We start from the raw sequence: 24492 nt of genomic DNA on the forward strand, positions 1-24492 counted from the left end.
CCAAGAGAAATTAACAAAAATGTAAACGGCTCCGAAAAAATAGTGGCCTAGAAACTTGTAATTTATTAGAGTATATGAAACGTTTCATGTCAAAAAAATTAATTATGTCTCTAAACGGTTTCTGTTTCCTGTTGCGGATTAAAAAGTCAATAGCCGGGGTTCTGTTTAAGTTGGGGGTTCGTGTTCAGTGCTACCCGGGGAATCGGGAACAGCTGTTTTTCGATATTGCCCGTAGCACGATGTGAAAACCATGATTTAGTAGTGAAAGCACCGAAGCGGATCAAATCGGTTCTACGATGGGCTTCCTGATCGAATTCCCATCCTAGCTCATCCAGAAAACGACCGAAGCGGATGTCATTTCCACCTTCTTGTGTACTGCCGTAGCTATCTCTTTGTCCATAATCGTATCTACTGCCTTGCGCTAGTTCATTGCCGCTGACCACGGCTTTTTCCGGATGTTCGGGAAACGCACGTTGTCGTACATTGGTAACAATTGCTGCGGCTTCATCGGCTCTTCCCAGTCGCAACAGACATTCGGCTTTCATCATAAGCACCTCTGCATAGCGATACACCGGATAGTCGTTGCTCAGCTGAACTGCGGCACCTTGTTTGATTTCAAATTTGCCTAGCCGAAAGCCGTGTATAGCTTCTGATGCATCGATGGAAGGCACTTCATTGATATAATTAAGCGGTTCGCCGGAATAGGCCCCTAATGCGCATAGGAGAATCTGTCCAGAGGCAGTATATTGCTGTCCCTGTATCCAGTTCTGCTTCATGCGTATATCATCTATGTCGTATGACTGAATAAATTGCGGTACAGCACACATGCCGCCCCAGGGCGCTGTTAAGAGGTTATAAGTGGCTTGGTTTTCGGGAGAGAGGGACTGCATATGGAGATCGAAAGCATTCCATTCATTGGTAAAGTTTTCATCGAGCGGTAATGCAAAAACAATCTCTTTGGAATTTTCATTTTCGGTCAGAAAGACGTTCTTCTGGTCACCTTCCAAAATGTATCCTGCGCTTGAATTTATTATAGCGTCACACGCTTCCAGACATTTCTGCCATTGGGCCACACCGCTATAAACTTCAGCGTTAAGATAGGTCTTTGCCAATAATGTATAGGCAGCCCATTTGTTGAATTTACCGTATGTGCTTGCGTTATTTTCTTCCGTCAATAAGTCGATGTTAGATTCAATTTCGCTGATTATGAAGTCATATACTTCTTTCCGACTGCTCTGCTCTGGTAAAAATCCTTCCGGAAGGTTGAACTGCGTGACAATTGGAACGTTACCGAACATATCGCAAAGGATATAGTAATATGATGCGCGCAAGATTTTTAGTTCTGCAAGAATGGCTTCTTTATTGTCCTGCGCCGGAATAGCATCCGATTCAATCTGATAAATCAGACGGTTGCAATTGGTGATGCCGGCATAAGTCCGGTTCCAAGCCTGAACCACAATCCCCTCATCGGAAGTCCACTGATGTTGATGTATTCTTTTGTAAATACCTCCATCTACCCAACCGTTCGGGCGGGCAGGAATCACTTGTTGATCGGCACTGAGTTCCTGTGCCCGCCATACGCCATCCCAATCGAGCAATACAAAACGCCAATTGGAGTATGCTGTGCCTACAAGAGAGGTCAGGTCCTCTTCCGTAGGTTGAAATTTATCTGTAATAATTGTAGTATACGAGTCGTCTTTCAACTTCGTACATGCTAGCACCGTACATAGGGAAAGTCCCAATATCACTGATTTAGCAATTGCGTTGTGTCGTTTCATTTTTGAGGCCATTTAGGGTTAAAAATTAAAAACTTATATTCACCCCGAGGGTAAACGTCCGCGTTGTTGGATATTTATCACGATCGTCATTGCCTGGGTCGAGCCCCAGACGATTTACTTCGGGATCAATTCCTTGGTATCCCGTTATGATGAAGGTGTTGAGCGACGCGGCATAAATACGGGCCCCCTTGATCACTTTATTTTTGATATTGTCGAAAGTATATCCCAAGGTGATATTATCGATTTTCCAATGATCTCCGTTTTCTACATAATAGCTATTGTATTCCAAGGGTGCTGATAATAGAGATTTACCGAAAACGGGTTCCTCTGAAGACGCCAGACGATTGTAGTTCTGAAGGGTTGGGTTTTCCAGATACATGCGTTGAAAGTTCAATATCTGATAATCAAAGGCGCCCCGCATGGTGACGGAAAGATCTAGATTCTTGTAACGGAAGTTGTTGTTCCAGCCGGCATAATACTTCGGTAAGCCATTACCTAGCACTTTTTTCTCTTCAAAGCTATGGTTAAAGTCGTCATAGGGAATAGGGCTACCATCGGCTCCTTCGTATATCCATTTACCGGACTCATCGATATCTATTACTTTGAATCCGTAAAAATCGCCTATTTGTTGACCGATGTAGACGATATGGGTGAAGGTTTGAATCGGTTCCCCTGTAGAACCTGCCGTAAAGTAATTATTGGTAGTTTGATATAGCTCGTTGGAAAGGCTGATCAACTTGTTTTTATTGGTGGAAAACAGAAAGCTGGTATTCCATTCGAAATCGTCACGACGAATCGGAACAAGATTCAGATTTACCTCTAGACCATTGTTACGCATGGTACCGACATTGGCGCGGGTAGTGGTGACCAAATTAGGGGGGCTGGGTACTTGGTAATCATATAGTAAACCTTTGATATCCCGTATGTAATAATCTACATTTCCACTGATACGGCCTTTCAGCATGCTGAAATCCAAACCGAAATTACTTTCATGTTTTTCCTCCCATCGTATGTATGGGTTGGGATTGGTGGTGGGACCCAACGATTGTACCCATCGGCCATTGGAATAGATATAGCCGCCATAACCGAGTTGTGCTTGTGCCAAATAGGGGTTAGAAGTCGCATTTACGGCCGGCGGATTTCCGGTGACACCATATCCCGCTCTCAACTTTAAGTCGTCAAAAAGAGTTTGATTGGCCATAAATGTCTCGTTCGAAATGCGCCAACCGCCTGATACAGCAACAAATGTTCCCCATGGGCTTCGGGCTCCCATGAGTTGGCTGGCGCCTTCATGGCGCACACTGGCCAGCAATAGATACTTGTCCGCATAACTGTAAGTAATCCGTCCGAAAAAGCTGATCAAGTTCGTCGCAAATTTGTCACTCCCAATAGCTCCCTTCCCGTCTTTGATGGCATTGCCAAGCCCTATATTGTTATAGCCGAATACATCACTTGGAAAGTCCCAGTTTTGGATAAAATTACTTGAGGTTTCATTATCCTGATAACCATAGCCGCCTAAAATGTTTCCGCGATGTCGACCGACGGTTTTAGAATACTCGGCCGTTAATTCTACGAGCCGATCGATAGTGAGGCGGTCACCGAGCGAAGCATAAGCATTCCGGCTATCGCGAATAGTCGATATATGGCGTTTGGTCTCTGCGTAACCGGCAGTTAGATTATCCCGAGAATAAGAAAACAACGCATTCAACTTTAGATCCTGTATCGGATTATAGCTAACAGTGGCCGCCATTCTCGAGTTTACCGATCGGGTGAGACCGTCGCTCTCATACAAGCGAGATAAGGGATTTTCATAATTAAAATTGCTGGGTTGTTCGAACCAATTGCCATTATCGTCATAAATCGGCGAAGTTGGGTTGTAGATAAGTGCTTGGCGATACGTATAACCGTTGAAGGTCCCTCCGTCCTGTGTTTGGGTGAATTTGTTGGTCTGGTTCAGTAGACTAAGATTGAATCGCAGTTTGTCATCCAACATACTATGATTTATATCGACCCGGCCAGTGAAGGTTTGATTGTCCGATCGCTTTAATATTCCTTCTAGGTAGCGATAATTTGCTGATGCAAGATAGTTGGTTTTGTTGCTTCCTCCGCGAAAAGTGAGGTTATGAATATGGGTTAGCGGTGTTTGCGATATTTCCTTTAACCAGTCGGTCTGGTCGCCGTGATCCCAGGACACCTCGCGTAAGCCAGCGGCGATCTGTCGACGGTAGTTGTCTGCGGATAGAAGCTTGGGCTTTCTTAGAACGGTTTGTGTGCTGGCCGATCCCGCATAATCGACCACGTTAACGTCCATTCCCTTTGCTCTTTTAGTCGTTATAATAATAACGCCGTTGGTTCCCCGCACCCCATAAATGGCCGCCGCAGATCCATCCTTCAATACATCAATGGTTTCTATATCTTCGGGAGCGACTGTTTTCAAAGTTCCGGGGATACCATCAATAATGACAAGCGGGTCGCTGTTGGCGCCGAAGAGGGTGGTGTTTCCGCGTAGCAATATCTGGCTGTTGGCGGTGGGGTTTCCGCTGGGTGTTCCAATGCTCAGTCCGGCGACTTTACCCTGTAACAGTTGTCCGGCATCCTGCACAGGAGCCTTGACAAAGTTTTCGGCGGTTACCGTCGCTACGGAACTTGTAAGGTCGCCTTTTCTTTGCTGTCCATAACCTATGACGACCACTTCGGACAATTGTTCGTTATTCGGGGAAAGCTGTACATGAATCGTTTGCCGATTATTTACGGGTACTTTTTGAGAATCATAACCGATAAATATGAAAGTAAGGGTGTCGCGGATATCCGCTTTGAGCGTAAAAATACCATTTTCGGTTGTTGTAGCGCCCCGGCCGGATAACTTTGCGTTTATGGAAACTCCGGCAAGCGGTGAACCCTGTTCGTCTTTTACCGTTCCGCTGATGTCCAGTAAATTTGTTTGCGCGTTTGTATAAAGCGCTGATAAAAGACTCCATAAAAAGATAACCAAATAGCGATTAATCTTTCTAGTTTTCAAATTGCAACTGTTCATAATAATGGTTTTATGGTTAGTGTGATGGTGAAAATTAGCTCGCTGTATTTAATTGTGCATTTGACGTTTATTTAAAAAGTTAAAAAAATGGTTTTTATCGATGTTCGACAGCTGTATGTCGCTGAGATGATCAAGCTTGGAAAGGGAAGATCTTACAAATTCTTACGTAAAACGGTTTGAATGCTTCTTTCCGCTTGGCAGATGTCAAGACGCCTTCTCGATATTCCAACTTTCCGAGAGTTGGCTGTTAACACATTTTATGAAAGACTGTCGGCAGACATCGGATATTAAGTGTTTATTACACACTTTTTGGAAACGAAAAAAAAAATTGATGTCGGTTAATAATGGCTATGTTCATGGCTTTATGGCTTATAATATTAGTATATCTATTGGTTGAGAGCAAATCTAATGAACGGTTAAGTTAAAAGCCAAATAATTTTTTTGTTTTTCTTGCTTTTTTTGACTATTTTAAGTCGCCCGCCGGCAACGCTGTTTCGTTTTAGCGGTTCGAGATCCGTCTAGCCAAATGTAACAATGGCGGCCAAATCGAATTTTGAGATGGCTTTAAACCATCCAGTATATAGGTTTTGGCCCTTTCATGTTGAGCGTGTGCCAGGTTTCCCGCTGTAAACTGTTTCGGTGTTTTTCCAAACTCCTATTCCATTGAAGCGTCTATCGGAATCGTAAAGCAGAATGTGCTTCCGTTTGTACCGTCACTCTCCACCCATATATTGCCGCCATGTTTTTTTATAATTTCTGAAGAAATGTTTAAGCCCAGCCCGACTCCGGGGATTTTTCGCCGAATGGCGTTGCTTGCCCTGGAAAAAAGCCCAAAAAGCCGCTCCTTTTCGCCAACAGGAATGCCAATGCCGTTATCGCTGATGCATACTTGAACAGAGCTGGAATTGTCGGTAACCGATAGTTCGATATGCACGCGCGCGCTTCCAAAACAGTATTTGATGGCATTCCCGATCAGGTTGTTAAGCACCTGCTCAATCCGTAGCCGGTCAGCGCTTATATTTCTTCCTACCGAACCGTGTATATGGATCTCGGCGTCAGGATTAATAAGTGTATGATTTTCAATAACTTCTCGAACCAGTGTATCCATGGAAAACTCCGTGAAGTCAAGGGGATGCGTGCCCGAAGTAACCTTGGAGAGATCGAGCAGTTGATGAACCATATCGTTTAGCTTGAGAAGCTGTTGTTTGGTTTTTTCCATCGAAGTAGTAGGCGCTGGCGCTAAACTTAAGTGTTCAATCTGTCTTTCAAACAATTGTATATAGCCCCAAGCTGCCGTGATAGGCGTTTTCAGTTCATGGCTGGCTACGCTAATGAAATTATCTTTCAACGTTTCTAGTTCCTTTTCCTTGGTAATATCTTCGAAAGCCATTAACAGCATTTGGGTGTCGCTTTCCACTCGATATAGTTTTCTCGCGTTTAGCAGCATGCTTTTTTTTCCTATTTTTTCAAAATGATGCGTAATTTCATAATCCTCAAAATGCGTGTTTTCCGGAATAATGGTCTCCAATAACTGCCGTAAAGCTGGGATATCCCATTGTCGATTGCCTAGCTCATAAATGTAACGCTCAAGTGTTTCTTCTCGACTGACCTGGAAGGTCCGGTAAAATGCCCTATTGGCTTTGCGTACAATAAGTTTGGCATCAAGTACCAATACGGGCTCCCTCACCGTGTTGATAATGCTGTCTGCATACGTTAAGTTGCTTTTTAAAAGGTCCTCTTTTTCTTTCTTATGGGTGTAATCACGTAAAATCTTGGTGAATCCCAAAAGCTTATCCTGCTCATCGTGCAGAGGGAATAACATACCCTGCGCCCAAAACGTTGATCCGTCTTTGCGTATATGATAGCGCTCATCCACTGCTTTTCCTTCTGACAGGGCGGCGTTGATTTCCTTTTGTGCTTGTTTACTCTTCCTATCTTCGGCGGTGAAAATTATAGCGAAGTGTGTTCCTATTATATCTTGCTCAGTATACCCCAAGATTCTTTCGGCGCCGACATTCCATGTATTGATGAGACCCTTTGTGTCTGTTGTGAAAAGGGCATAATCTTCCAGGCTCTCGAATACGTTTTTATAGAATGAATCGTCCCTTCTGAAAAACTCCTGTTCCCTGCTATCTCTTTTGTTTCTTTTTTTGTCGTACCGGCTTCTCTATCGAACTTATTTTCCATAATATTCAAATGTCTACTATATATAAAAATTCAACATTGCAAATTGTTTAATAAAACAGCGCTTCGATAAGTAAGTGAGAAATAATGGGCAAGCCACGCTATGGTGAAGATGGTTTTTAGGCTTAAACGAAAAAGGGGAAATCATTTGATTTCCCCTTTAAGTGCACTTGAAGGGAGTCGAACCCCTAACCTCCTGATCCGTAGTCAGGTGCTCTATCCAATTAAGCTACAAGTGCGTTCCGAATTGGAATGCAAAGATATAAACGATTATTAAAAATCCAAAATAATCGCACAAAAATAGTAATCAGGTTTTTTGCTTTTACCTTAAAGCCCTGAGTACGTGGTTAAAAAAAATAGCGATAATGGTTCCTCCAGCAGGTGATTTTCGGCCCTAAGCGTTAGTGGCAGGTCCTGGCATAGAATATGCAGCCTAAATGTTTATTTTGACCAAACTTATCGCTAGTTTTGAAGTTAAAAGAACATGTACAACAACTTTCCTTTGCAAAGAAAAAAAATACGTGTTGGCGATATCAGCATTTCTTATTTGCTAAAAGATGAAGTTCGGCCCCATAAAACAGTCATCTTTATCCACGGATTTCCTTTTAGTAAAAACATGTGGCATTATCAGCTTGAGGCACTTCCCAATGGAATAAGAGGCATTGCTGTTGATGTGCGGGGCCACGGTGGAAGTACCAGCGGGCATGGTTATTTTAGCATAGACGTCTTCGCACGCGATTTAATTGCTTTTATAGAAAAACTAGGATTGACAAAAGTGGTGCTTTGCGGTATTTCCATGGGTGGTTACATCGCATTGCGCGCCCTACAGATAGCTCCCTCTCGTTTTTATGGGATGGTATTGGCGGATACCAATGCTGAAGCCGACTCAAATGAGGCCAAGATCAAGCGTTTTGACACCATACAGTCGGTATTGAAATATGGCAGACGAACGTTTGCTATCGGTTTTGTGAAAAATGTTTTTTCTGCGTCGAGTTTGCTTAGCCGACCGGAGGAGGTGGAGCTGATTCGTAGCAGTATCCGTAGAAACGACGTGCGCAGTATTTGTGCGACACTGCTGGCCTTGGCTTCAAGGACGGATACAACGGATAGCTTAACTTCGATATCTTTCCCCTGTCTGATTATAAGAGGGAGTGAAGACAAACTAATGACGCGCGAACAGGCGAATGCACTAAAGGAGCAAATTAAATTTGCAGATTTGGAGGAAATCGACCAATGTGGGCATCTTCCGAACCTGGAAGCGCCGGAAAAATTCAATCAGGCTTTAATTCAATACTTAGCCAAGTTGGCTTAGTTATGTGTATTGTGCTTTGTAGGCGGCTGTTCGCTGTATTTTCTCTTTTCCGCCGGGTTTTGAAGAGTAGCGGGCTCCTCTTTGTACTGAGAGTCGTGCTTCTTCTTTACTACTTTATTGTCCTCTGGCGTAGATTCATCAGAATCGACGGGCTCGAATTTGCTGGTGTCTTTATCTTTTTTCATTTTGGAATAAATGTTTTTCTTAGCGCGGAAACCTAGCGGTGGTTTTATCCCACGTACTATTTACGTTGATTTAACAGGAAAACCTATTGATTTGTTTTATCGGCTTGGGCATTTATCCGTAGATTTGCCGTTTGCTAATATATAAAAACAGATGAGGGTAGCTATTAACGGTTTTGGCCGTATCGGTCGGAATACTTTACGCAATTTAATACGGAGAGATAGTGCCATTGATGTGGTGGCCATCAACGATTTGGCAGATGTACAGACGCTAGCTCATTTATTTAAGTACGATTCGGTGCACGGAGCGTTTGTGGGCGACGTGATGGTAGAGGGCGACACGCTGCTGGTGAACGGTAAACAGATTAAGGTGGTTAATGAGCACGCTCCTACGGATCTCCCTTGGAAGGCCCTACAGGTTGATGTGGTGGTGGAAAGTACCGGTAGATTTACGACGCACGCTTTAGCTGCCCAACACCTGAAGGCAGGAGCAAAGCAGGTCTTGATCTCAGCTCCGTCGCCGGATAAGGAGGTGCCAACGGTGGTGCTGGGCGTGAACGATGCGGTGATTGACTGGAGCACGCCGATTTTGTCGAACGCTTCCTGTACTACAAACAATGTAGCTCCGCTTATTAAGGTGTTGGACGCCCATTGGAAGATTGTTGACGGCTATATTACCACGGTGCATTCCATGACGGGCGATCAAAACCTACACGATGCCGCGCATAAGGACCTGAGGAGGGCCCGGGCTGCATCGGCATCTATTATACCCACCACCACGGGCGCTGCCAAGGCGGTTACGAACGTGTTTCCTCATTTGGAAGGAAAGTTGGGCGGTGCCGGTATTCGCGTACCTGTGCTAAACGGTTCCTTGACGGATTTTACCTGTACCTTGGAGAAACAGCCGTCGGTTGCCGAAATTAACGAGGCCTTCGCGCTTGCCGCGAAGCAGGATCTAAAGGGTATTCTGCAATACACGGAGGATCCAATCGTGTCGATAGACATAATTAATTCGCCCTTCTCATGTGTTTTCGATGCACAGTTAACGTCGGTGGTGGGTGGCCTGGTAAAGGTGGTGGGCTGGTATGACAATGAATTCGGTTATTCCAACCGACTTGTTGATTTGCTGCTCAAGATTAAAGGCTAGCATTGGATGGTGGCCAGGCTCCGAACACTTTATGCGGATTGTTTGCCGACTGGGATATCGAATGTAAAACACGAAAATCGGCTCATTTAAAATCTGTGTTAATTCGTGTCTTCTGCGGACTCCATTATTGCAGAACCAAGCATTTTTCTCTATGTTTGTTGCGGGCGCATGCAGATAGTTTGCGGCCTTGTACTTAAGAAAAGCGTATAACATATCATATTTAAAATGGAACCTGCATAAGGGGCCGTGCGAAGAGAGGGTTGAACAGATATGGTCTATACCTGCCTGCGGTGGGTGGGTAAGCTTCATTGCCATTTAAAAACAAGTTATTACAATGAAAACTATTGAAGATTTTAATTTTTCCGGAAAAAAGGCTTTGGTGCGGGTTGATTTTAATGTGCCATTAGATGAAAATTTTAATATCACAGACGATAATCGCATAAAGGGGGCCAAGCCAACGATCGAAAAAATCTTGAAGGACGGGGGTGCCGTTATCTTAATGTCTCATCTGGGGCGGCCAAAAGAGGGGCCTACCGACAAGTATTCGCTGAAACATATCGTGGATCACCTTTCCAAGGAACTGGGCGTACAGGTTGATTTTGCGAACGATTGTATCGGACAGGAGGCTATTGACAAAGCAGCGAACTTGAAGGATGGTGAGGTGTTGCTGTTAGAAAATCTACGGTTCTACAAAGAAGAGGAAAAGGGGGACGAAGCTTTTGCCGAGAAACTAGCGGCTTTAGGCGATGTGTACGTAAACGATGCTTTCGGTACGGCACATAGGGCGCATGCTTCAACGGCGGTAATCGCCAAGTTCTTTCCAGATGCAAAATACTTTGGTTACTTGATGGCTGCCGAATTAAAGAATGCGGAAAAAGTATTGAATAGTCCTGAAAGGCCTTTTACGGCGATCATGGGCGGAGCGAAAGTTTCTGATAAATTGGAGCTGATTGAGGCGCTTTTGGATAAAGTGGATAACCTTATCATTGGAGGCGGGATGGCCTATACCTTCGTAAAAGCAAAAGGTGGCGAAATCGGCCAATCATTGGTGGAGCTGGATAAGCTTGATCTGGCAAATAGTTTGGTGGAAAAAGCGAAAGAAAAAGGCGTTCAACTGATTTTACCCACGGATTCACAGATTGCCGATAAGTTTGCCAACGATGCAGCGGTTTACGACGGACCGAACAATGAGATTCCGGCTGACAAAATGGGCTTGGACATTGGAGCGGAGTCGGCAAAGGCTTTTGCTGAAGTGATCAGGTCGTCCAAGACGGTTTTGTGGAATGGTCCGATGGGTGTTTTTGAGATGGATACCTTCGCGAAAGGTACCAAAGCGGTTGCAGATGCGGTCGTGGAGGCTACTAAGGCGGGTGCTTTTTCGCTGATAGGTGGTGGCGATTCTGCTGCAGCGGTTACTAAATTCAATTTAACGGAGGAAGTAAGCTACGTGAGCACCGGTGGGGGCGCCTTATTAGAATATATGGAAGGAAAAGAATTACCCGGCGTGAAGGCCGTAAACGAATAATTTTTCACGCTACTAAAAAGGGCTGTATCGTGCACAAGCGATGCAGCCCTTTTTTTCAAAGGCCTTAGCGGACGGGTTCGTTCGAGTCCACCGCTGTTTGTGCCATACTGGCAATGGTCGCCTTGTTGACTACCGACTTGATGCTTTTAATACCCTTTGCTGTTTCCTGTGCTTCCCGCATACTTTCTTCGTCTGGAAAGGTGCCGGTAAATGTGGCAACGCCATCTGCTACGACTACTTGAGCACCCGGCTCGAGTACGTATTCGATTTCTTGTTGTGCCCGTTGATCTTTCAACGACTTGGAACTACAAGATGTTAACCAAAAACACACCCCTATTACTATAATAGGCAATGCGAATAACTGCTTGGCATTCATGACTCCTGAAATTTAATTCTTAAAATTTATAATTGGCCGCTCTTCAGTTTGTATATACAGGCGGTACCTGTATGACAATTCTGCTTACGTATTGTTTTAAACTGTTATTCCTCAGTTTCTTAATGTACCATAAATTTAAGAACAATACCTAAATGTTACAATACTTGATCATTTTTTTTCGTCCGTTGCAGATCTCTTCCGCTTGACCGCTACCGGGTGATCAGTCACCGCGTTACTGGCAGAAAGAGATTTAAAGCGTTTTAAACGGTGCTTTACGCCACGGCCTATCGGTTATCAATAAGCAAAGAAAATGGCTTGCGGTGGGAAGAGGTCCCTGTGGAAAACTTTTTTGTGGGGGAAAGTGGGAGAAAGTGGAAGATTTACCTAATTTTACATTCGATTATTTGGATAAACTGTATAGATGGCTCATTTTCTCGGAGAATTTGAATGCAAGCTGGATACCAAAGGAAGGATGGTATTACCTGCCGGCCTCAAAAGGCAAATGCCAGAGGTTGAGCGGGAGGGGCTTGTCATTAACCGAGGCTTGGAGGCGCATCTGGTGATTTATCCAAGAAAAGAGTGGGATCGCATCATGGAAGAGCTGAGTAAGTTGAACACTTTTGAGCGCAAGACGAGAGAATTTGTGCGAAAATTTATGCGCGGCGCTACGGAGCTTAGCTTGGATGCCGCGAATAGGGTGTTGGTGCCGAAACCCTTGTTGGAATATGCAGGGATAGAAGGAGAGGTAGTGCTGGCGAGTCAGTTCAACAAAATAGAAATGTGGTCGAAAGATGCATATGATGCGCAATGGGATGATGAAGGGGATGACTTTGCTTCTTTGGCAGAGGAGGTAATGGGAAACTTAAATAAAAGGCAAGATGGATAGCACTTATCACATGCCGGTCATGTTACAGGAATGCATAGAGGCGCTCGCGATAAAGCCTGATGGCGTTTATGTGGATGTTACGTTTGGCGGGGGCGGTCACTCAAAGGCTATTGTCGAACGGCTCAATGAGGACGGGCGCTTGATTGCTTTTGATCAGGACCCGGATGCGCTAAGCAATGCCTTGCAAGATGAACGCTTTAGCTTGATCCATCAGAATTTTAGGTATCTAAAGAATAACCTCCGCTTAAATGGGGTGAGACAGGTTGATGGTATTTTGGCAGATTTAGGGGTGTCTTCTCATCAATTTGACGAAGCGAACAGGGGTTTTTCTATTCGCTTTGATGCCGACTTAGATATGCGCATGGATCAGGTGGGTGATGTGGATGCAAAAGCGGTGTTGAACTCCTACAGTGAGGAGGAGCTGCATCGGGTGTTCGGAATGTATGGGGAAATTCAGAATGCGAAGAGCTTGGCAAAGATCATTGTGACGGCTCGACTCACAAAGCCGATCAATACGGTGTCTGATCTCAAGGCGATCGTGTCAAAATTGGTGCCCCGAGGGAAGGAAAATAAGTATTATGCGCAGTTGTTTCAAGCGCTACGGATAGAAGTAAATAAGGAGTTGGAGGCTTTGCAGGAGTTTTTGATGCAGGCGGAGTCGGTGTTGAAGCCGGGGGGGCGACTGGTGGTTATGTCGTACCATTCGCTCGAAGATCGGTTGGTGAAGAATTTTATGGCTAAAGGAAAATTTCGGGGCGAGGTGGAAAAGGATTTTTACGGAAATGAGATCAAGCCTTTTAAGCTGGTGTACCGCAAGGCTGTTGTGGCTTCGGATGACGAAATAAAGCAGAACAGCCGGGCCAGAAGTGCAAAGTTGCGGGTGGCCGAAAAGCTAAACGGTTAGCATATGTTGAACAAGTACAAAAATGAGGGACTAAGCGAAGAGCAACAGGAAGCCTTAGAAAACGAGGTGGAAACGAAGGTGGATGAGTCAAAGGATTTTTTAAAATCCTTACTGACGCCTAAGGGTTTTTCTGCTGCACGGGCAGTAGCGGCGGTTCCCTTTATCGGTTACTTGGCTCTTTTGGCCATTATATATATAGCAAATAGGCATTTTGCGGAGGACAGTGTACGGGAGATCGATGCCTTGTCAAAGGAGGTGAAATATTTAAGCTGGGAATATAAGTCGCTTAAGGCGGATCTCATGTTGAAGAGTACGCAGAGTGAGGTGGCGAAAAAGGTGGATACTATCGGACTTAAGATCTTGGTGGAGCCACCAAAGAAAATTGTTTTAGGACAAGATAATACCGTTGACAAATAGATGAATATCAGAACAGACATATTGTTGCGTGTTTACCTCTCCTTTGGGGCGATGGTGCTTTTCGCTGTGGCTGTCCTATACAAAATGTTCAGCCTACAGGTGGTTCAAGGGTCACACTGGCGGGCGATGGCAGATAGCTTATCTACACGCTATCAAACGGTGGAAGCTACACGCGGAAATATTTTTTCGGTGGATGGCAGCTTGTTGGCTACATCAGTGCCCGAGTATGATGTACGCATGGATATGATGGCACCCGGCATTTTGGAGGACGATGTCTTTTATGCTAAAGTGGATTCGCTCGCTGCAAGTTTGGCTTCTTTTTTTCAAGATAAGTCTGTTGAACAATACCGTAGGCTGTTGCGCAAGGCGAGAAAGGACAAGAATCGTTATTTTCTGGTGAAGCGGAATGTAAGTTTTCAGGATATGAAGGCGGTTCGCTCGTTTCCGATATTTAAGTTAGGAAAGTATAAAGGTGGTCTTATTGCAGAGCAAAAGAATAAGCGGATTTTGCCTTTCAAAACGCTTGCTGCGCGCACTATCGGGTATAAAAATGACAATGTGCAACCGGTTGGTTTAGAGGGGGCTTATGCTGAATACATGGACGGACTGAGTGGTAGCCGGTTGGTACAAAGGATAGCCGGCGGAAGCTGGATGCCGATTAATGAGGATACGGAAGTAGCCCCAACGGATGGGGCGGATATCATTTCGACCATCGACATCAATATGCAGGATATTGCACAGAAAGCCCTTGAAAAGCAGTTGATTGCCAGCGATGCAGATAATGGCTGTGTGATTTTGATGGAGGTGTCAACGGGAGAAGTACGGGCGGTAGCCAATTTCACTAGGGTGGAAGAGGGCGTTTATAGAGAAAAGTTCAATTATGCCATCGCGCAGAGTTCCGAGCCGGGATCTACATTTAAACTCGCTTCTTACATGGCTGCGATTGAGGATGGCAAAATCGATACCAGCGATGTGGTGGATACGGAAGATGGAACCTTTAGGGTGTACCGGCATACCATTCGTGATTCTCATAAAGGGGATGGTAAAATTTCGGTTAAACGCGCTTTTGAGGTGTCGTCCAATACAGCGGTAACCAAGTTGATTTACCAGCACTACAAGGAGAATCCTTCCGCTTTTACAGACCGCTTATACGCCATGCATTTGAATGAGCCGCTCGGTCTGCAAATACCCGGGGAAGGACAGCCTTTGATCAAAACGCCTAAAAGCAGGTCGTGGAGCGGATTGACACTGCCTCAAATGGCTTACGGTTATGAGCTGAAGATGACGCCTTTACAGATGCTTACCTTGTACAACGCGGTAGCAAATGATGGCAAAATGATTGCGCCGCTCTTTGTAAAAGAGATTCGGCGTCTCGGAAATACGATAGAAAAGTTTGAGGCAAGGGTAATTAATGAAAAGATTGCGTCTGATCAAACAATTGCTAAAATGAAGGGCATGTTGGAAGGGGTAGTAGAAGAAGGGACCGCAAAGCAACTGAAAAATTCGCTCTTCAAGATGGCCGGTAAAACAGGTACTGCCCAAATGGCAGACGGAGCGGCCGGGTATAAAACGAAACGAAGGTACCAAGGGTCTTTCGCCGGCTATTTTCCGGCCGACAATCCGAAATACTCAATGATTGTTGTGGTACAAAACCCGCGGAAAGGCGGATACTATGCCACTACGGTGGCGGCACCCGTTTTTAAGGAAATCGCGGAGCAGGTGTACGCCGGAGACAGTGGAATGTATCGTGATTTTAAGCAGTTACAGATGGCGTCTGTTGATGCGGCGCCGCCGATTAAATACGGGTTTCAAAAGGATAGTCAATACGTGTTCGGAGCTTTAGGGCTGAAATCAACACAGTCCCTTAAGCAAGACACCGCGGAAGTATTGTTGTCAGATGATCATCTTCCCGAAGGGAAAGTGCCCGATTTAAAAGGGATGGGACTTAAAGACGCGATGTACCTGCTAGGGAATATTGGCATGAGGACCTTTGTGAAGGGAAAAGGCCGTGTGGTAAGGCAATCAGTTAATCCAGGCGAGCTGATTAATAAGGGTGGAACTATTACGATTGAATTGGAATGAGTGCACTATCAAAAATATTAAGGGATGTCTCTATAAAACGTGCTGTGGGCAGCATGGAAGTAGATGTGCATGCAATTTGTTTTGATTCTCGTAAGGTAAAAGAAGGTGATTTGTTTGTAGCGATAAAAGGTACGCTTACCGATGGCCACGCTTTTATTGACAAAGCGGTTGCTTTAGGGGCAAAAGCGGTAATATGCGAACAGCTACCACAAGATACCAGCGGACATATTACCTATATCGAAGTGAACGACGCCAGTTTTTCCCTAGGTTTGATAGTGGCTAATTTTTATGATAATCCCTCCACTAAATTGAAACTGGTTGGAGTGACGGGCACCAATGGAAAAACGACCGTAGCGACCCTCCTCTACAAGCTCTTTATAGAGATGGGCTTTCGTGTCGGTTTGCTTTCAACGGTACAAAATAAAATTGATGGGCGTGTTATAGCTTCTACGCATACCACACCGGATCCCGTGAGCCTGAATGCGCTGCTGAGTGAGATGGTGACCGCCGGCTGCGATTATTGTTTTATGGAAGTAAGTTCTCATGCCGTTGCGCAGCATCGCATTGCGGGTCTTTCTTTTGTAGGAGGCGTTTTTACCAATTTGACGCATGATCATCTTGATTTTCACAAAACATTCGATGCGTATTTGAAAGCAAAAAAGGCTTTTTTTGATGCCTTGCCCAAATCTGCTTTTGCCTTAGTCAATGTCGATGATAAACACGGAAGGGTGATGGTGCAAAATACGGGCGCTTATAAAAAGACTTACGGTCTCAAAAATATCGCCGATTATAAAGGAAGGATTGTAGAAAGTCATTTCAACGGGATGTTGATGCATATTGACGGTAGGGAAGTGTGGACGCGCTTGGTCGGGGCCTTTAATGCGTACAACCTATTGGCGGTATACAGTGTAGCGGTTCTTTTGGAACAGGATACAACGAAGGTGTTGACGGTTTTAAGTCGATTAACGGGGGCGGAGGGGAGGTTTGATACGCTATTGTCGGGCACGGGTATCGTGGGGATTGTGGATTATGCACATACGCCGGATGCGGTGGAAAACGTGTTGAGGACGATCGTGGAGTTGCGAAAAAATAAGGAACAGATTATCACCGTATTGGGCTGTGGAGGCGATAGGGATAAGACCAAAAGGCCGGAGATGGCAGCGGTTGCAGCGAAGTTGAGTGATAAAGTGATTTTGACTTCCGATAATCCAAGGAGTGAAGATCCTCAGCAGATCATTCGGGAGATGGAGGTGGGGGTTCCTGCCGATAAAAGAAGAAATGTTTTTTCGATTACAGATAGGCATGAGGCGATAAAAGCGGCGGTTCATCTCGCGCAAGCAACCGACATCATTTTGGTAGCCGGGAAAGGGCACGAGAAGTATCAGGAGATCATGGGCGAAAAAAAGCCTTTCGATGATAAAGCCATATTAAGTGAACTTTTTAAAGAGTTAGGAAGCTAAGTAACAAAGACAAGATAACCAAAGGAATGCTGTATTATTTATTTACATACTTACATAATCATTTTAACCTGCCTGGCGCTGGAGTGTTTCAGTACATCTCCTTTCGTTTTGGTATGACGGTTATATTGTCGCTTGTTATTACTACCGTCTATGGCGGACGCTTAATTGGGCTGTTGCGTAAAAAGCAGGTCGGTGAAACCGTGCGCAGTTTGGGCTTAGAAGGAGAGACGCAAAAGCAGGGCACGCCTACAATGGGCGGGCTGATTATTATAGCAGGAATTTTATTGCCTACTTTGCTGTTTGCTAAGCTCGAGAATATTTACGTAGTGCTCATGATTATTGCTACCGTTTGGATGGGAGCGGTTGGTTTTATTGACGACTATATAAAGGTTTTCCGTAAAAATAAAGAAGGATTGGCGGGTAAATTCAAAGTCGTAGGTCAGGTCGGTTTAGGAATTATTATTGCCTGGACGATGTATTATCATCCATCTATTGTAAGCAGACAAAAGGTGAATGGGCCTGTTAAAGGAGAAAATATAGAAATCCAGCAAAATTTTGACGGTACGAAAAGTTACTACAACGTAGAAGTGAAGTCTTCCAAAACCAATATCCCTTTTTATAAGAATAATGAGTTCGATTATGGAAAGGTATTGAGTGTTTTCGGTGTGCCGGATGGGAAATATGTGTTTTTTGTTTTTCTGGCTTTCGTAGTGTTTATTATTACCGCGGTGTCAAACGGTGCGAATATTACCGATGGCATAGATGGCCTCGCTACGGGGACTTCAGCTATTATTGGAGTCACACTCGCCATTTTAGCCTATGTGTCCGGTAACAGTATTTTTGCCGATTACTTAAACATCATGTATATCCCTAACTCGGGCGAATTGGTAGTGTTTGCCGGAGCTTTTGTGGGGGCCTGCGTCGGCTTTTTATGGTATAACTCGTATCCCGCGCAGGTTTTTATGGGCGACACGGGCAGCTTAGCCATTGGCGGAATCATCGCGGCTTTTGCCATCATGATCCGCAAGGAACTACTTATTCCGGTGCTTTGCGGCATTTTCTTGATTGAGCTTGTTTCGGTAATCATGCAGGTGTCTTATTTTAAATATACCAAGAAAAAATTTGGGGAAGGACGACGTATCTTTTTGATGTCGCCTTTGCATCATCACTATCAAAAAAAGGGTTACCATGAGTCCAAAATTGTGACGCGTTTTTGGATTGTGGGGATTATTTTGGCGGTTATTACCATCGTCACATTAAAGGTGAGATAATAAATGAAGAACACAGATACGAATACACTTCATAAAAAGCCGCGACTTGTTGTCTTAGGGGCAGGTGAAAGCGGTGTGGGAGCGGCTGTTTTAGGCGTAAAACAGGGCTTTGATGTGTTTGTGTCTGATGGATCTGCTATCAGAGACATATATAAAAAAGGATTACAGGATTGGGGCATACCCTACGAAGAAAGCGAGCATTCAATTGAAAAGATTTTAGCGGCCGATTTGGTTATCAAAAGTCCGGGTATACCGGAAAAGGCACCGGCGGTGAAGGCACTTAAGGAACAGGGTGTTCCGGTTATCGGGGAGATCGAATTTGCCGGACGCTATACAAATGCGAAAACCGTCTGCATAACGGGGTCAAACGGTAAGTCGACCACCACAATGCTTACCTATCATATTATGAAAAAGGCGGGCTTAAATGTTGGACTGGCCGGAAATATTGGAAAAAGTTTTGCCCTGCAGGTGGCTACTGAAGAATATGACGTATATGTGCTTGAAGTCAGCAGCTTTATGTTGGATGACATGTATAACTTTCGGGCGGATATAGCGGTGTTGCTTAATATAACGCCCGACCACTTGGATCGCTATGACTATAACATGGAAAATTATGTCAATTCCAAGTTTAGAATAACGAGAAATCAACATGTCGATGACGTTTTTATTTATTGTAAGGATGATCCGGAGACGGTCAAGGCGCTGGCAGGCAAAGAAATTACGGCAACCAAGTACCCCTTTAGCTTAACCGAGGAGGTGCAGTATGGCGCCTATGTGAATGAACAGAAAGAAATAATTATAACATTACCTAATCAGGAAAAATTTATCATGTCTATCAACGATTTAGCATTACAGGGAAAACACAACGTGTACAATAATATGGCTTCCGGGATTGTTGCCAAAGTATGGGAGTTGCGGAATGAATCTATTCGGGAGAGCATGGGCGACTTTGTGAATATTCCGCATCGTTTAGAACATGTAACCAAGATTTCGGGGATCGAATTTATAAACGATTCGAAAGCAACTAATGTGAACTCCGTATGGTATGCATTGGAAAGTTTGCCCGGAAAGATTGTGCTTATCATGGGCGGAGTAGATAAGGGTAATGATTATAGTATGCTTCGGGAGCTGGTACAGAGTAAAGTGCGGGGAATCGTTTGCTTGGGTAAAGATAACCGTAATATTCATAATGCGTTCGAAGAGGATACCGAGGTAATTGTAAACACCCAGACCATGAGCGAGGCCGTGCAGATTGCTTATCATATTGCGCAGAAAGGAGATACCGTGTTATTATCGCCTGCGTGTGCAAGCTTTGACCTTTTTAAAAATTACGAAGATAGAGGCGATCAGTTTAAAGCGGCAGTAAGGGAGCTTTAATTAAACCCGACTTCTTCATTAATAGCGGAACTATGGAGCGTATATTCAACAAACTCAAAGGAGATAAATGGATTTGGATAATTGTTATACTGTTATCTGTTTGGTCTTTATTGGCTGTTTATAGCTCTACGGGTACCTTGGCTTATAAGGAAGGCCGAGGAACCGAAACCTACCTGATAAAGCACTTTACGCTCATTTTCGCGGGGCTTATCTTGATGTACTTTTCACATCTGCTGGACTATCGATATTATGCAGGGATTTCGAAAATCCTGATGATTATTACCATTCCACTCTTGCTGTATACGCTTTTGTTTACTGAATCGGTGAACGACGCAAATAGGTGGGTTACCATACCGGTTATTAATCAGACATTTCAAACTTCTGATATGGCTAAATTGGCGCTGATTACCTTTTTGGCTAGGATGTTAACGAGAAAACAGGAGAACATAAAGGATGTAAAGCGCGCTTTTGTGCCGATAATGGGTTCCGTATGTGTGGTAATCATTTTGATTGCTATCGCAAACATGTCGACCGCTATCATGCTTTTTGCCGTGAGTATTTTGCTACTTATTATCGGGCGGATCAGTATTAAGCAGATTGCTTATGTGAGTGTTGCCGGTGTGTTTTTGCTGACTTTGGTAGTGCTTTTAGGACCCCGGCGGCAAACTTATGTGTCGCGTATCAGCACCTTTTTAGGCGAAGGGCAGCCGGATCCCGACAAGGAGTTTCAGGCTAATCAAGCTAAGATAGCTATTGCTACCGGCGGCCTTTTTGGAAAAGGCCCGGGGAATAGCACACAACGTAATGTGCTGCCGCACCCTTATTCGGATTTCATTTTCGCAATTATTATTGAAGAATATGGCGCCGTGGGAGGAGTGGTGCTAGCCATTTTGTACCTTGTTTTTATGTACCGATGTATTCGTATTGTGACACAAAGTCCGAAAGCTTTCGGCGCTTTGCTGGCAGCCGGACTCGGCTTCAGTTTAACGATACAGGCGTTTGGAAACATGGCGGTTGCGGTCGGCCTGGGGCCGGTAACGGGCGTTCCGCTGCCTTTAGTGAGTATGGGCGGAACCTCTATCTTATTCACTAGTGTTGCCTTTGGCATCATCTTGAGCGTCAGTCGGAATATCGACGAGCTCAAATCGAAAGACAAGGAAAGGGAAGTTGGCACGAAAAAAGTAAATGATAAGGTAATTGTTGGAGAGATTCCTGCAATGGTTTAAATTCAAGGGTATGGAAAATAAGACAAAACGTGTAATCATTAGTGGCGGCGGCACAGGCGGACATATCTTCCCTGCGATCGCAATCGCTAATGCGTTGAAACGTCTGGAACCCAAGATTGAGATTTTGTTCGTTGGTGCCAATGGTAGAATGGAGATGGATAAGGTTCCTGCGGCTGGCTATAAGATTATCGGTCTGGATATTCAGGGTATCAATAGAAAGTCGTTACTTAAGAATATATTGCTACCCTTTAAGTTGTGGAAAAGTGTACAGCGGGCCCGCACGATTATCAAAAATTTTCGTCCAGATGCGGTAGTTGGAGTCGGCGGTTATGCTTCAGGGCCATTATTGCATGCTGCTGGAAGGTTGGGTATTCCATACCTAATACAAGAGCAGAATTCCTATGCGGGGATAACGAATAAAAAGCTTGGGGGAAAGGCGGCGAAAATCAGTGTTGCCTTTGAAGGGATGGATCGCTTTTTTCCTAAGGAGAAATTGCTGGTTACCGGAAATCCTATTCGGCGCGATGCGGTAGATATACAAGGTAAAGAGTTCGAGGCGAAAGCATTGCTGGGCCTGGATCATGATAAGAAGACGATTTTAGTGACGGGCGGAAGCTTAGGGGCTAAAACCTTAAATGATAGCATACTGGCTGGGCTGCAAAAAATGCGCGCGGCGAATCTGCAGGTTATTTGGCAGTGTGGAAGCTATTATTATGAACAGCTTCAGGTTTTATTGCAAGAAGTGGGAATGGAGGATGTGTGTTTAAAGCCATTTTTGCATCGTATGGATCTGGCCTATGCGGCGGCGGATGTGATTGTTGCCCGTGCCGGGGCAGGAACCATCGCCGAATTATGTGCTGTGGGGAAACCCGTGATTTTGGTTCCATCGCCAAATGTGGCGGAAGATCATCAGACAAAAAATGCTTTGGCCCTGATTAAGAAACATGCGGCGCTTATGGTGGAAGACCACCAAGCCCGGGAAACATTAATGGACGAATTGATTGCGCTGATAAAAGACAGAGAGCAATGTAAAGTGCTCGCTGCGCACATTAAACAATTAGCAAAAATGGATGCAGATGAAGTAATCGCTCGGGAAGTGTTAAAGCTTATTCCCTAAGCGAGGTGCTGCTATATAAAGATTGATCTTTGGATTTATGGTATTGACAAACGTTAAGCAGGTATTCTTAATCGGTATAGGTGGTATTGGTATGAGTGCCCTTGCCCGTTATTTTCATCATAAGGGAATGCGCGTGTCTGGCTACGATAAAACCGAAACTTCACTAACAAGGCAGCTGTGTAGTGAAGGGATGGCAGTGTTTTACACGGATAAAACGGAGTTGATTCCTGCCGGTTTTGCTGAAGACCCATCCAGTAGTTTAGTCATTTATACGCCAGCGGTTCCGGCAGATTTGAATATTTTAACGTTTTTCAAGGCCTTAGGCTATCGCTTGTTTAAACGGTCAGAAGTTCTCGGGAAAATAAGTGAGGCTCATTTTACCATTGCGGTGGCCGGTACGCACGGGAAAACGACTACAAGTAGTATGATTGCGCATATTTTAACGAGTTGCAGCCGTCCTTGTTCGGCTTTCCTCGGAGGGATCGCTGCCAATTATGATACGAACCTGCTGCTTGCGGATACCGACTTGCTGGTTGTAGAAGCGGATGAGTTTGATCGGTCGTTTCTAACCTTGCATCCGGATATTGCTATCGTAACGGCTACCGATGCGGATCATTTGGACATATATGGCAATGCAGAACAGGTGCTGGAATCGTTTCAGCTCTTTATCGGTCAGGTGTCGCCTAATGGCAAACGTATCGTAAAAGCGGGCTTGAAATTGCTGGCCGATATACGCTATGCCGTTGAAGTGCCGGTCGACGCTTACGCAACGGATGTTCAAATAAGAGATCGATCCTTTTATTTTGATTATGTAGGTCGCCACAGTACCATTTCGGATATCAAAATGGGAATCGCGGGGAAGCACAACATTGAAAATGCGGTTGCAGCGATCACGGCTGCGAAATTATTAGGTATTGACGATTTGCTGATAAAAACGGCATTGGCTTCCTTTAAAGGGGTTAAAAGACGCTTTGAATACATTGTGAATAGCAATGACGTTGTTTATGTCGATGACTACGCGCATCATCCCGAGGAGCTAAAGGCTTGTTTATCGGCCATGAAGGAACTTTATGGTGAGAAAGAAATTACCTGCATATTTCAGCCTCACCTGTTTACGCGAACAAGAGATTTTATCAACGACTTTGCGGAGGTGCTGGGCATGGCCGATGTGTTGATTTTGATGGACATATATCCTGCGCGGGAGCAACCGATAACCGGGGTGACCTCCGACTGGCTCCTGAGCAAGGTGGCTTTGAAAAAGAAATATAAATTGTCGGCAGAAGAGATCTTGGCTTATGTGAAGAAGGAGCGTCCGGAAGTGCTGCTTACGGTGGGCGCGGGTAATATAGATTTATTGGTGAACCCCATAAAAGAAAGGTTGACGAATGTTGGATCGCGTTAAAACAATTAATTGGCGCCGTGTCGCCTATTTATTGACCTGGGCGCTGAGCTTAGCCGGCTTTTTCGTGTTAATGGGCTTTATTAATACGAAGAAGACAGGAATGGCCTGCAAAGGCGTTAAGATCATCGTGCCCGGTTCACAAGCTTTCGTTTCTCAAGAAGAGGTGTACGGTATCATTGAGCAGCAAGACGGGCCGCTTGTTGGTCACCTTGTTAAGCAGGTGCCGATACACGACCTGGAAAATAAGCTGAAAGAGAACCCTTTTATAAGAGATGTGCGGGTTTTTACGGAAATGGATGGGACGGTGCACGTTAAGATTGAACAACGAGAAGCCGTTATGCGCGTTATAAATAATGTCGGGAACGACTTTTATATAGATAAAGAGCGGATAAAGTTTCCCACGTCAAGGTTGTACGCGCCACATATCATTGTGGCCAACGGAAACATTTTAGAACGTTTTGAAGGTTCACGGGATACGGTACACAATACCTTGGTGAAAGATCTGTACAAGGTGGCGGTATTTTTAGGTACAGATTCTTTATGGAACAGCCAAGTAGAACAGCTATACGTAAACGAGGAGCAGGACATTGAAATTGTACCTCGGGTAGGAAACCAGCGGATTATTTTAGGGAATGCAGATTCATTGGCAGATAAATTTAACAGACTGATGGTCTTTTATAAGCAAATTGTTCCAAAGGCAGGATGGGGAACCTATAAGGCCGTCAATTTAAAGTTTGTGAATCAAATCGTTTGCGAAAAGGCAGACAGTATCATACAAAAAGAAAAAAGTAATAAACAGCATATTTAACACG

At 44.6% G+C, this 24492-nt stretch carries 19 protein-coding genes, 1 tRNA gene and 1 pseudogene; 14 read left to right on the forward strand and 7 right to left on the reverse strand.

Going from position 1 to position 24492, the window contains the following annotated elements:
* Window positions 1-146 precede the first annotated feature (146 nt).
* From EPX21_RS11550 to EPX21_RS11565, 5 genes and pseudogenes are all read right to left on the reverse strand, one after another.
* Window positions 147-1778, reverse strand: a complete 1632-nt coding sequence (locus EPX21_RS11550) for a RagB/SusD family nutrient uptake outer membrane protein (RefSeq protein ID WP_134089850.1) — start codon at window positions 1776-1778, stop codon at window positions 147-149.
* Between the two features lie 25 nt (window positions 1779-1803).
* Window positions 1804-4812, reverse strand: a complete 3009-nt coding sequence (locus tag EPX21_RS11555; protein ID WP_134089851.1) for a SusC/RagA family TonB-linked outer membrane protein — start codon at window positions 4810-4812, stop codon at window positions 1804-1806.
* Between the two features lie 655 nt (window positions 4813-5467).
* Window positions 5468-6211, reverse strand: a complete 744-nt coding sequence (locus EPX21_RS23270; RefSeq protein ID WP_370450979.1) for a sensor histidine kinase — start codon at window positions 6209-6211, stop codon at window positions 5468-5470.
* A pseudogene (locus EPX21_RS23275) lies at window positions 6185-6901 on the reverse strand (PAS domain-containing protein); the annotation flags it as partial. The gene EPX21_RS23270 and the pseudogene EPX21_RS23275, both read right to left, overlap by 27 nt.
* 260 nt (window positions 6902-7161) lie before the next feature.
* A tRNA-Arg gene (locus EPX21_RS11565) sits at window positions 7162-7235 on the reverse strand.
* Window positions 7236-7480: 245 nt separating this feature from the next.
* Between EPX21_RS11565 and EPX21_RS11570 the strand changes: the two genes are divergently transcribed.
* Window positions 7481-8308 (forward strand): alpha/beta fold hydrolase, encoded by an 828-nt coding sequence (locus EPX21_RS11570; protein WP_134089853.1) that lies wholly within the window; start codon window positions 7481-7483, stop codon window positions 8306-8308.
* On the opposite strand, the gene EPX21_RS11575 is transcribed toward EPX21_RS11570, so the two are convergent.
* Complete coding sequence (locus EPX21_RS11575) at window positions 8305-8493, reverse strand: hypothetical protein (protein WP_134089854.1); 189 nt, start codon at window positions 8491-8493, stop codon at window positions 8305-8307. The genes EPX21_RS11570 and EPX21_RS11575 overlap by 4 nt on opposite strands.
* Before the next feature lie 151 nt (window positions 8494-8644).
* Here EPX21_RS11575 and gap point away from each other — a divergent pair, with 151 nt between their 5' ends.
* Window positions 8645-9637: a type I glyceraldehyde-3-phosphate dehydrogenase gene (gene gap / locus EPX21_RS11580; protein ID WP_134089855.1), complete on the forward strand. Its 993-nt coding sequence runs from the start codon at window positions 8645-8647 to the stop codon at window positions 9635-9637.
* A 334-nt stretch (window positions 9638-9971) separates the two neighbouring features.
* Window positions 9972-11162 (forward strand): phosphoglycerate kinase, encoded by a 1191-nt coding sequence (gene pgk / locus EPX21_RS11585; RefSeq protein ID WP_134089856.1) that lies wholly within the window; start codon window positions 9972-9974, stop codon window positions 11160-11162.
* Between the two features lie 64 nt (window positions 11163-11226).
* On the opposite strand, the gene EPX21_RS11590 is transcribed toward pgk, so the two are convergent.
* Complete coding sequence (locus tag EPX21_RS11590) at window positions 11227-11538, reverse strand: BON domain-containing protein (protein WP_134089857.1); 312 nt, start codon at window positions 11536-11538, stop codon at window positions 11227-11229.
* A gap of 421 nt (window positions 11539-11959) precedes the next feature.
* Here EPX21_RS11590 and mraZ point away from each other — a divergent pair, with 421 nt between their 5' ends.
* From mraZ to EPX21_RS11645, 11 genes are read left to right on the forward strand one after another with little or no spacing between them, the layout of a single operon-like run.
* Complete coding sequence (mraZ, locus tag EPX21_RS11595) at window positions 11960-12424, forward strand: division/cell wall cluster transcriptional repressor MraZ (RefSeq protein WP_134089858.1); 465 nt, start codon at window positions 11960-11962, stop codon at window positions 12422-12424.
* Entirely contained in the window at window positions 12417-13328 is a 912-nt protein-coding gene (gene rsmH / locus EPX21_RS11600) for a 16S rRNA (cytosine(1402)-N(4))-methyltransferase RsmH (protein WP_134089859.1), read from the forward strand. The genes mraZ and rsmH overlap by 8 nt, the downstream gene beginning before the upstream one ends.
* 3 nt (window positions 13329-13331) lie before the next feature.
* Entirely contained in the window at window positions 13332-13745 is a 414-nt protein-coding gene (locus tag EPX21_RS11605) for an FtsL-like putative cell division protein (RefSeq protein ID WP_134089860.1), read from the forward strand.
* The gene (locus tag EPX21_RS11610) at window positions 13746-15827 is read left to right on the forward strand and encodes a penicillin-binding protein (protein ID WP_134089861.1); all 2082 of its coding nucleotides are present in this window, start codon (window positions 13746-13748) and stop codon (window positions 15825-15827) included.
* Window positions 15824-17287, forward strand: coding sequence for a UDP-N-acetylmuramoyl-L-alanyl-D-glutamate--2,6-diaminopimelate ligase (locus tag EPX21_RS11615; protein ID WP_134089862.1), 1464 nt, complete (start codon window positions 15824-15826; stop codon window positions 17285-17287). Before EPX21_RS11610 ends, EPX21_RS11615 begins: the two co-directional genes overlap by 4 nt.
* A 26-nt stretch (window positions 17288-17313) precedes the next feature.
* On the forward strand, window positions 17314-18558 hold the full coding sequence (gene mraY / locus EPX21_RS11620) for a phospho-N-acetylmuramoyl-pentapeptide-transferase (protein ID WP_134089863.1): 1245 nt from the start codon (window positions 17314-17316) through the stop codon (window positions 18556-18558).
* A 3-nt stretch (window positions 18559-18561) separates the two neighbouring features.
* A complete protein-coding gene (gene murD / locus EPX21_RS11625; protein WP_134089864.1) occupies window positions 18562-19935 on the forward strand; it encodes a UDP-N-acetylmuramoyl-L-alanine--D-glutamate ligase in 1374 nt (457 codons plus the stop codon).
* A gap of 32 nt (window positions 19936-19967) precedes the next feature.
* Complete coding sequence (locus EPX21_RS11630) at window positions 19968-21161, forward strand: FtsW/RodA/SpoVE family cell cycle protein (RefSeq protein ID WP_134089865.1); 1194 nt, start codon at window positions 19968-19970, stop codon at window positions 21159-21161.
* Window positions 21162-21171: 10 nt separating this feature from the next.
* Window positions 21172-22278 (forward strand): undecaprenyldiphospho-muramoylpentapeptide beta-N-acetylglucosaminyltransferase, encoded by a 1107-nt coding sequence (gene murG / locus EPX21_RS11635; protein ID WP_134089866.1) that lies wholly within the window; start codon window positions 21172-21174, stop codon window positions 22276-22278.
* A 37-nt stretch (window positions 22279-22315) separates the two neighbouring features.
* Window positions 22316-23680 carry a UDP-N-acetylmuramate--L-alanine ligase gene (gene murC, locus EPX21_RS11640; protein ID WP_134089867.1) on the forward strand — a complete coding sequence of 455 codons (1365 nt, stop codon included), beginning with the start codon at window positions 22316-22318 and terminating at the stop codon, window positions 23678-23680.
* Window positions 23664-24488, forward strand: coding sequence for a cell division protein FtsQ/DivIB (locus EPX21_RS11645; protein ID WP_134089868.1), 825 nt, complete (start codon window positions 23664-23666; stop codon window positions 24486-24488). The genes murC and EPX21_RS11645 overlap by 17 nt, the downstream gene beginning before the upstream one ends.
* Window positions 24489-24492 lie beyond the last annotated feature (4 nt).

It is taken from the genome of Olivibacter sp. XZL3 (genome assembly GCF_004368405.1).
Lineage (GTDB): Bacteria > Bacteroidota > Bacteroidia > Sphingobacteriales > Sphingobacteriaceae > Olivibacter.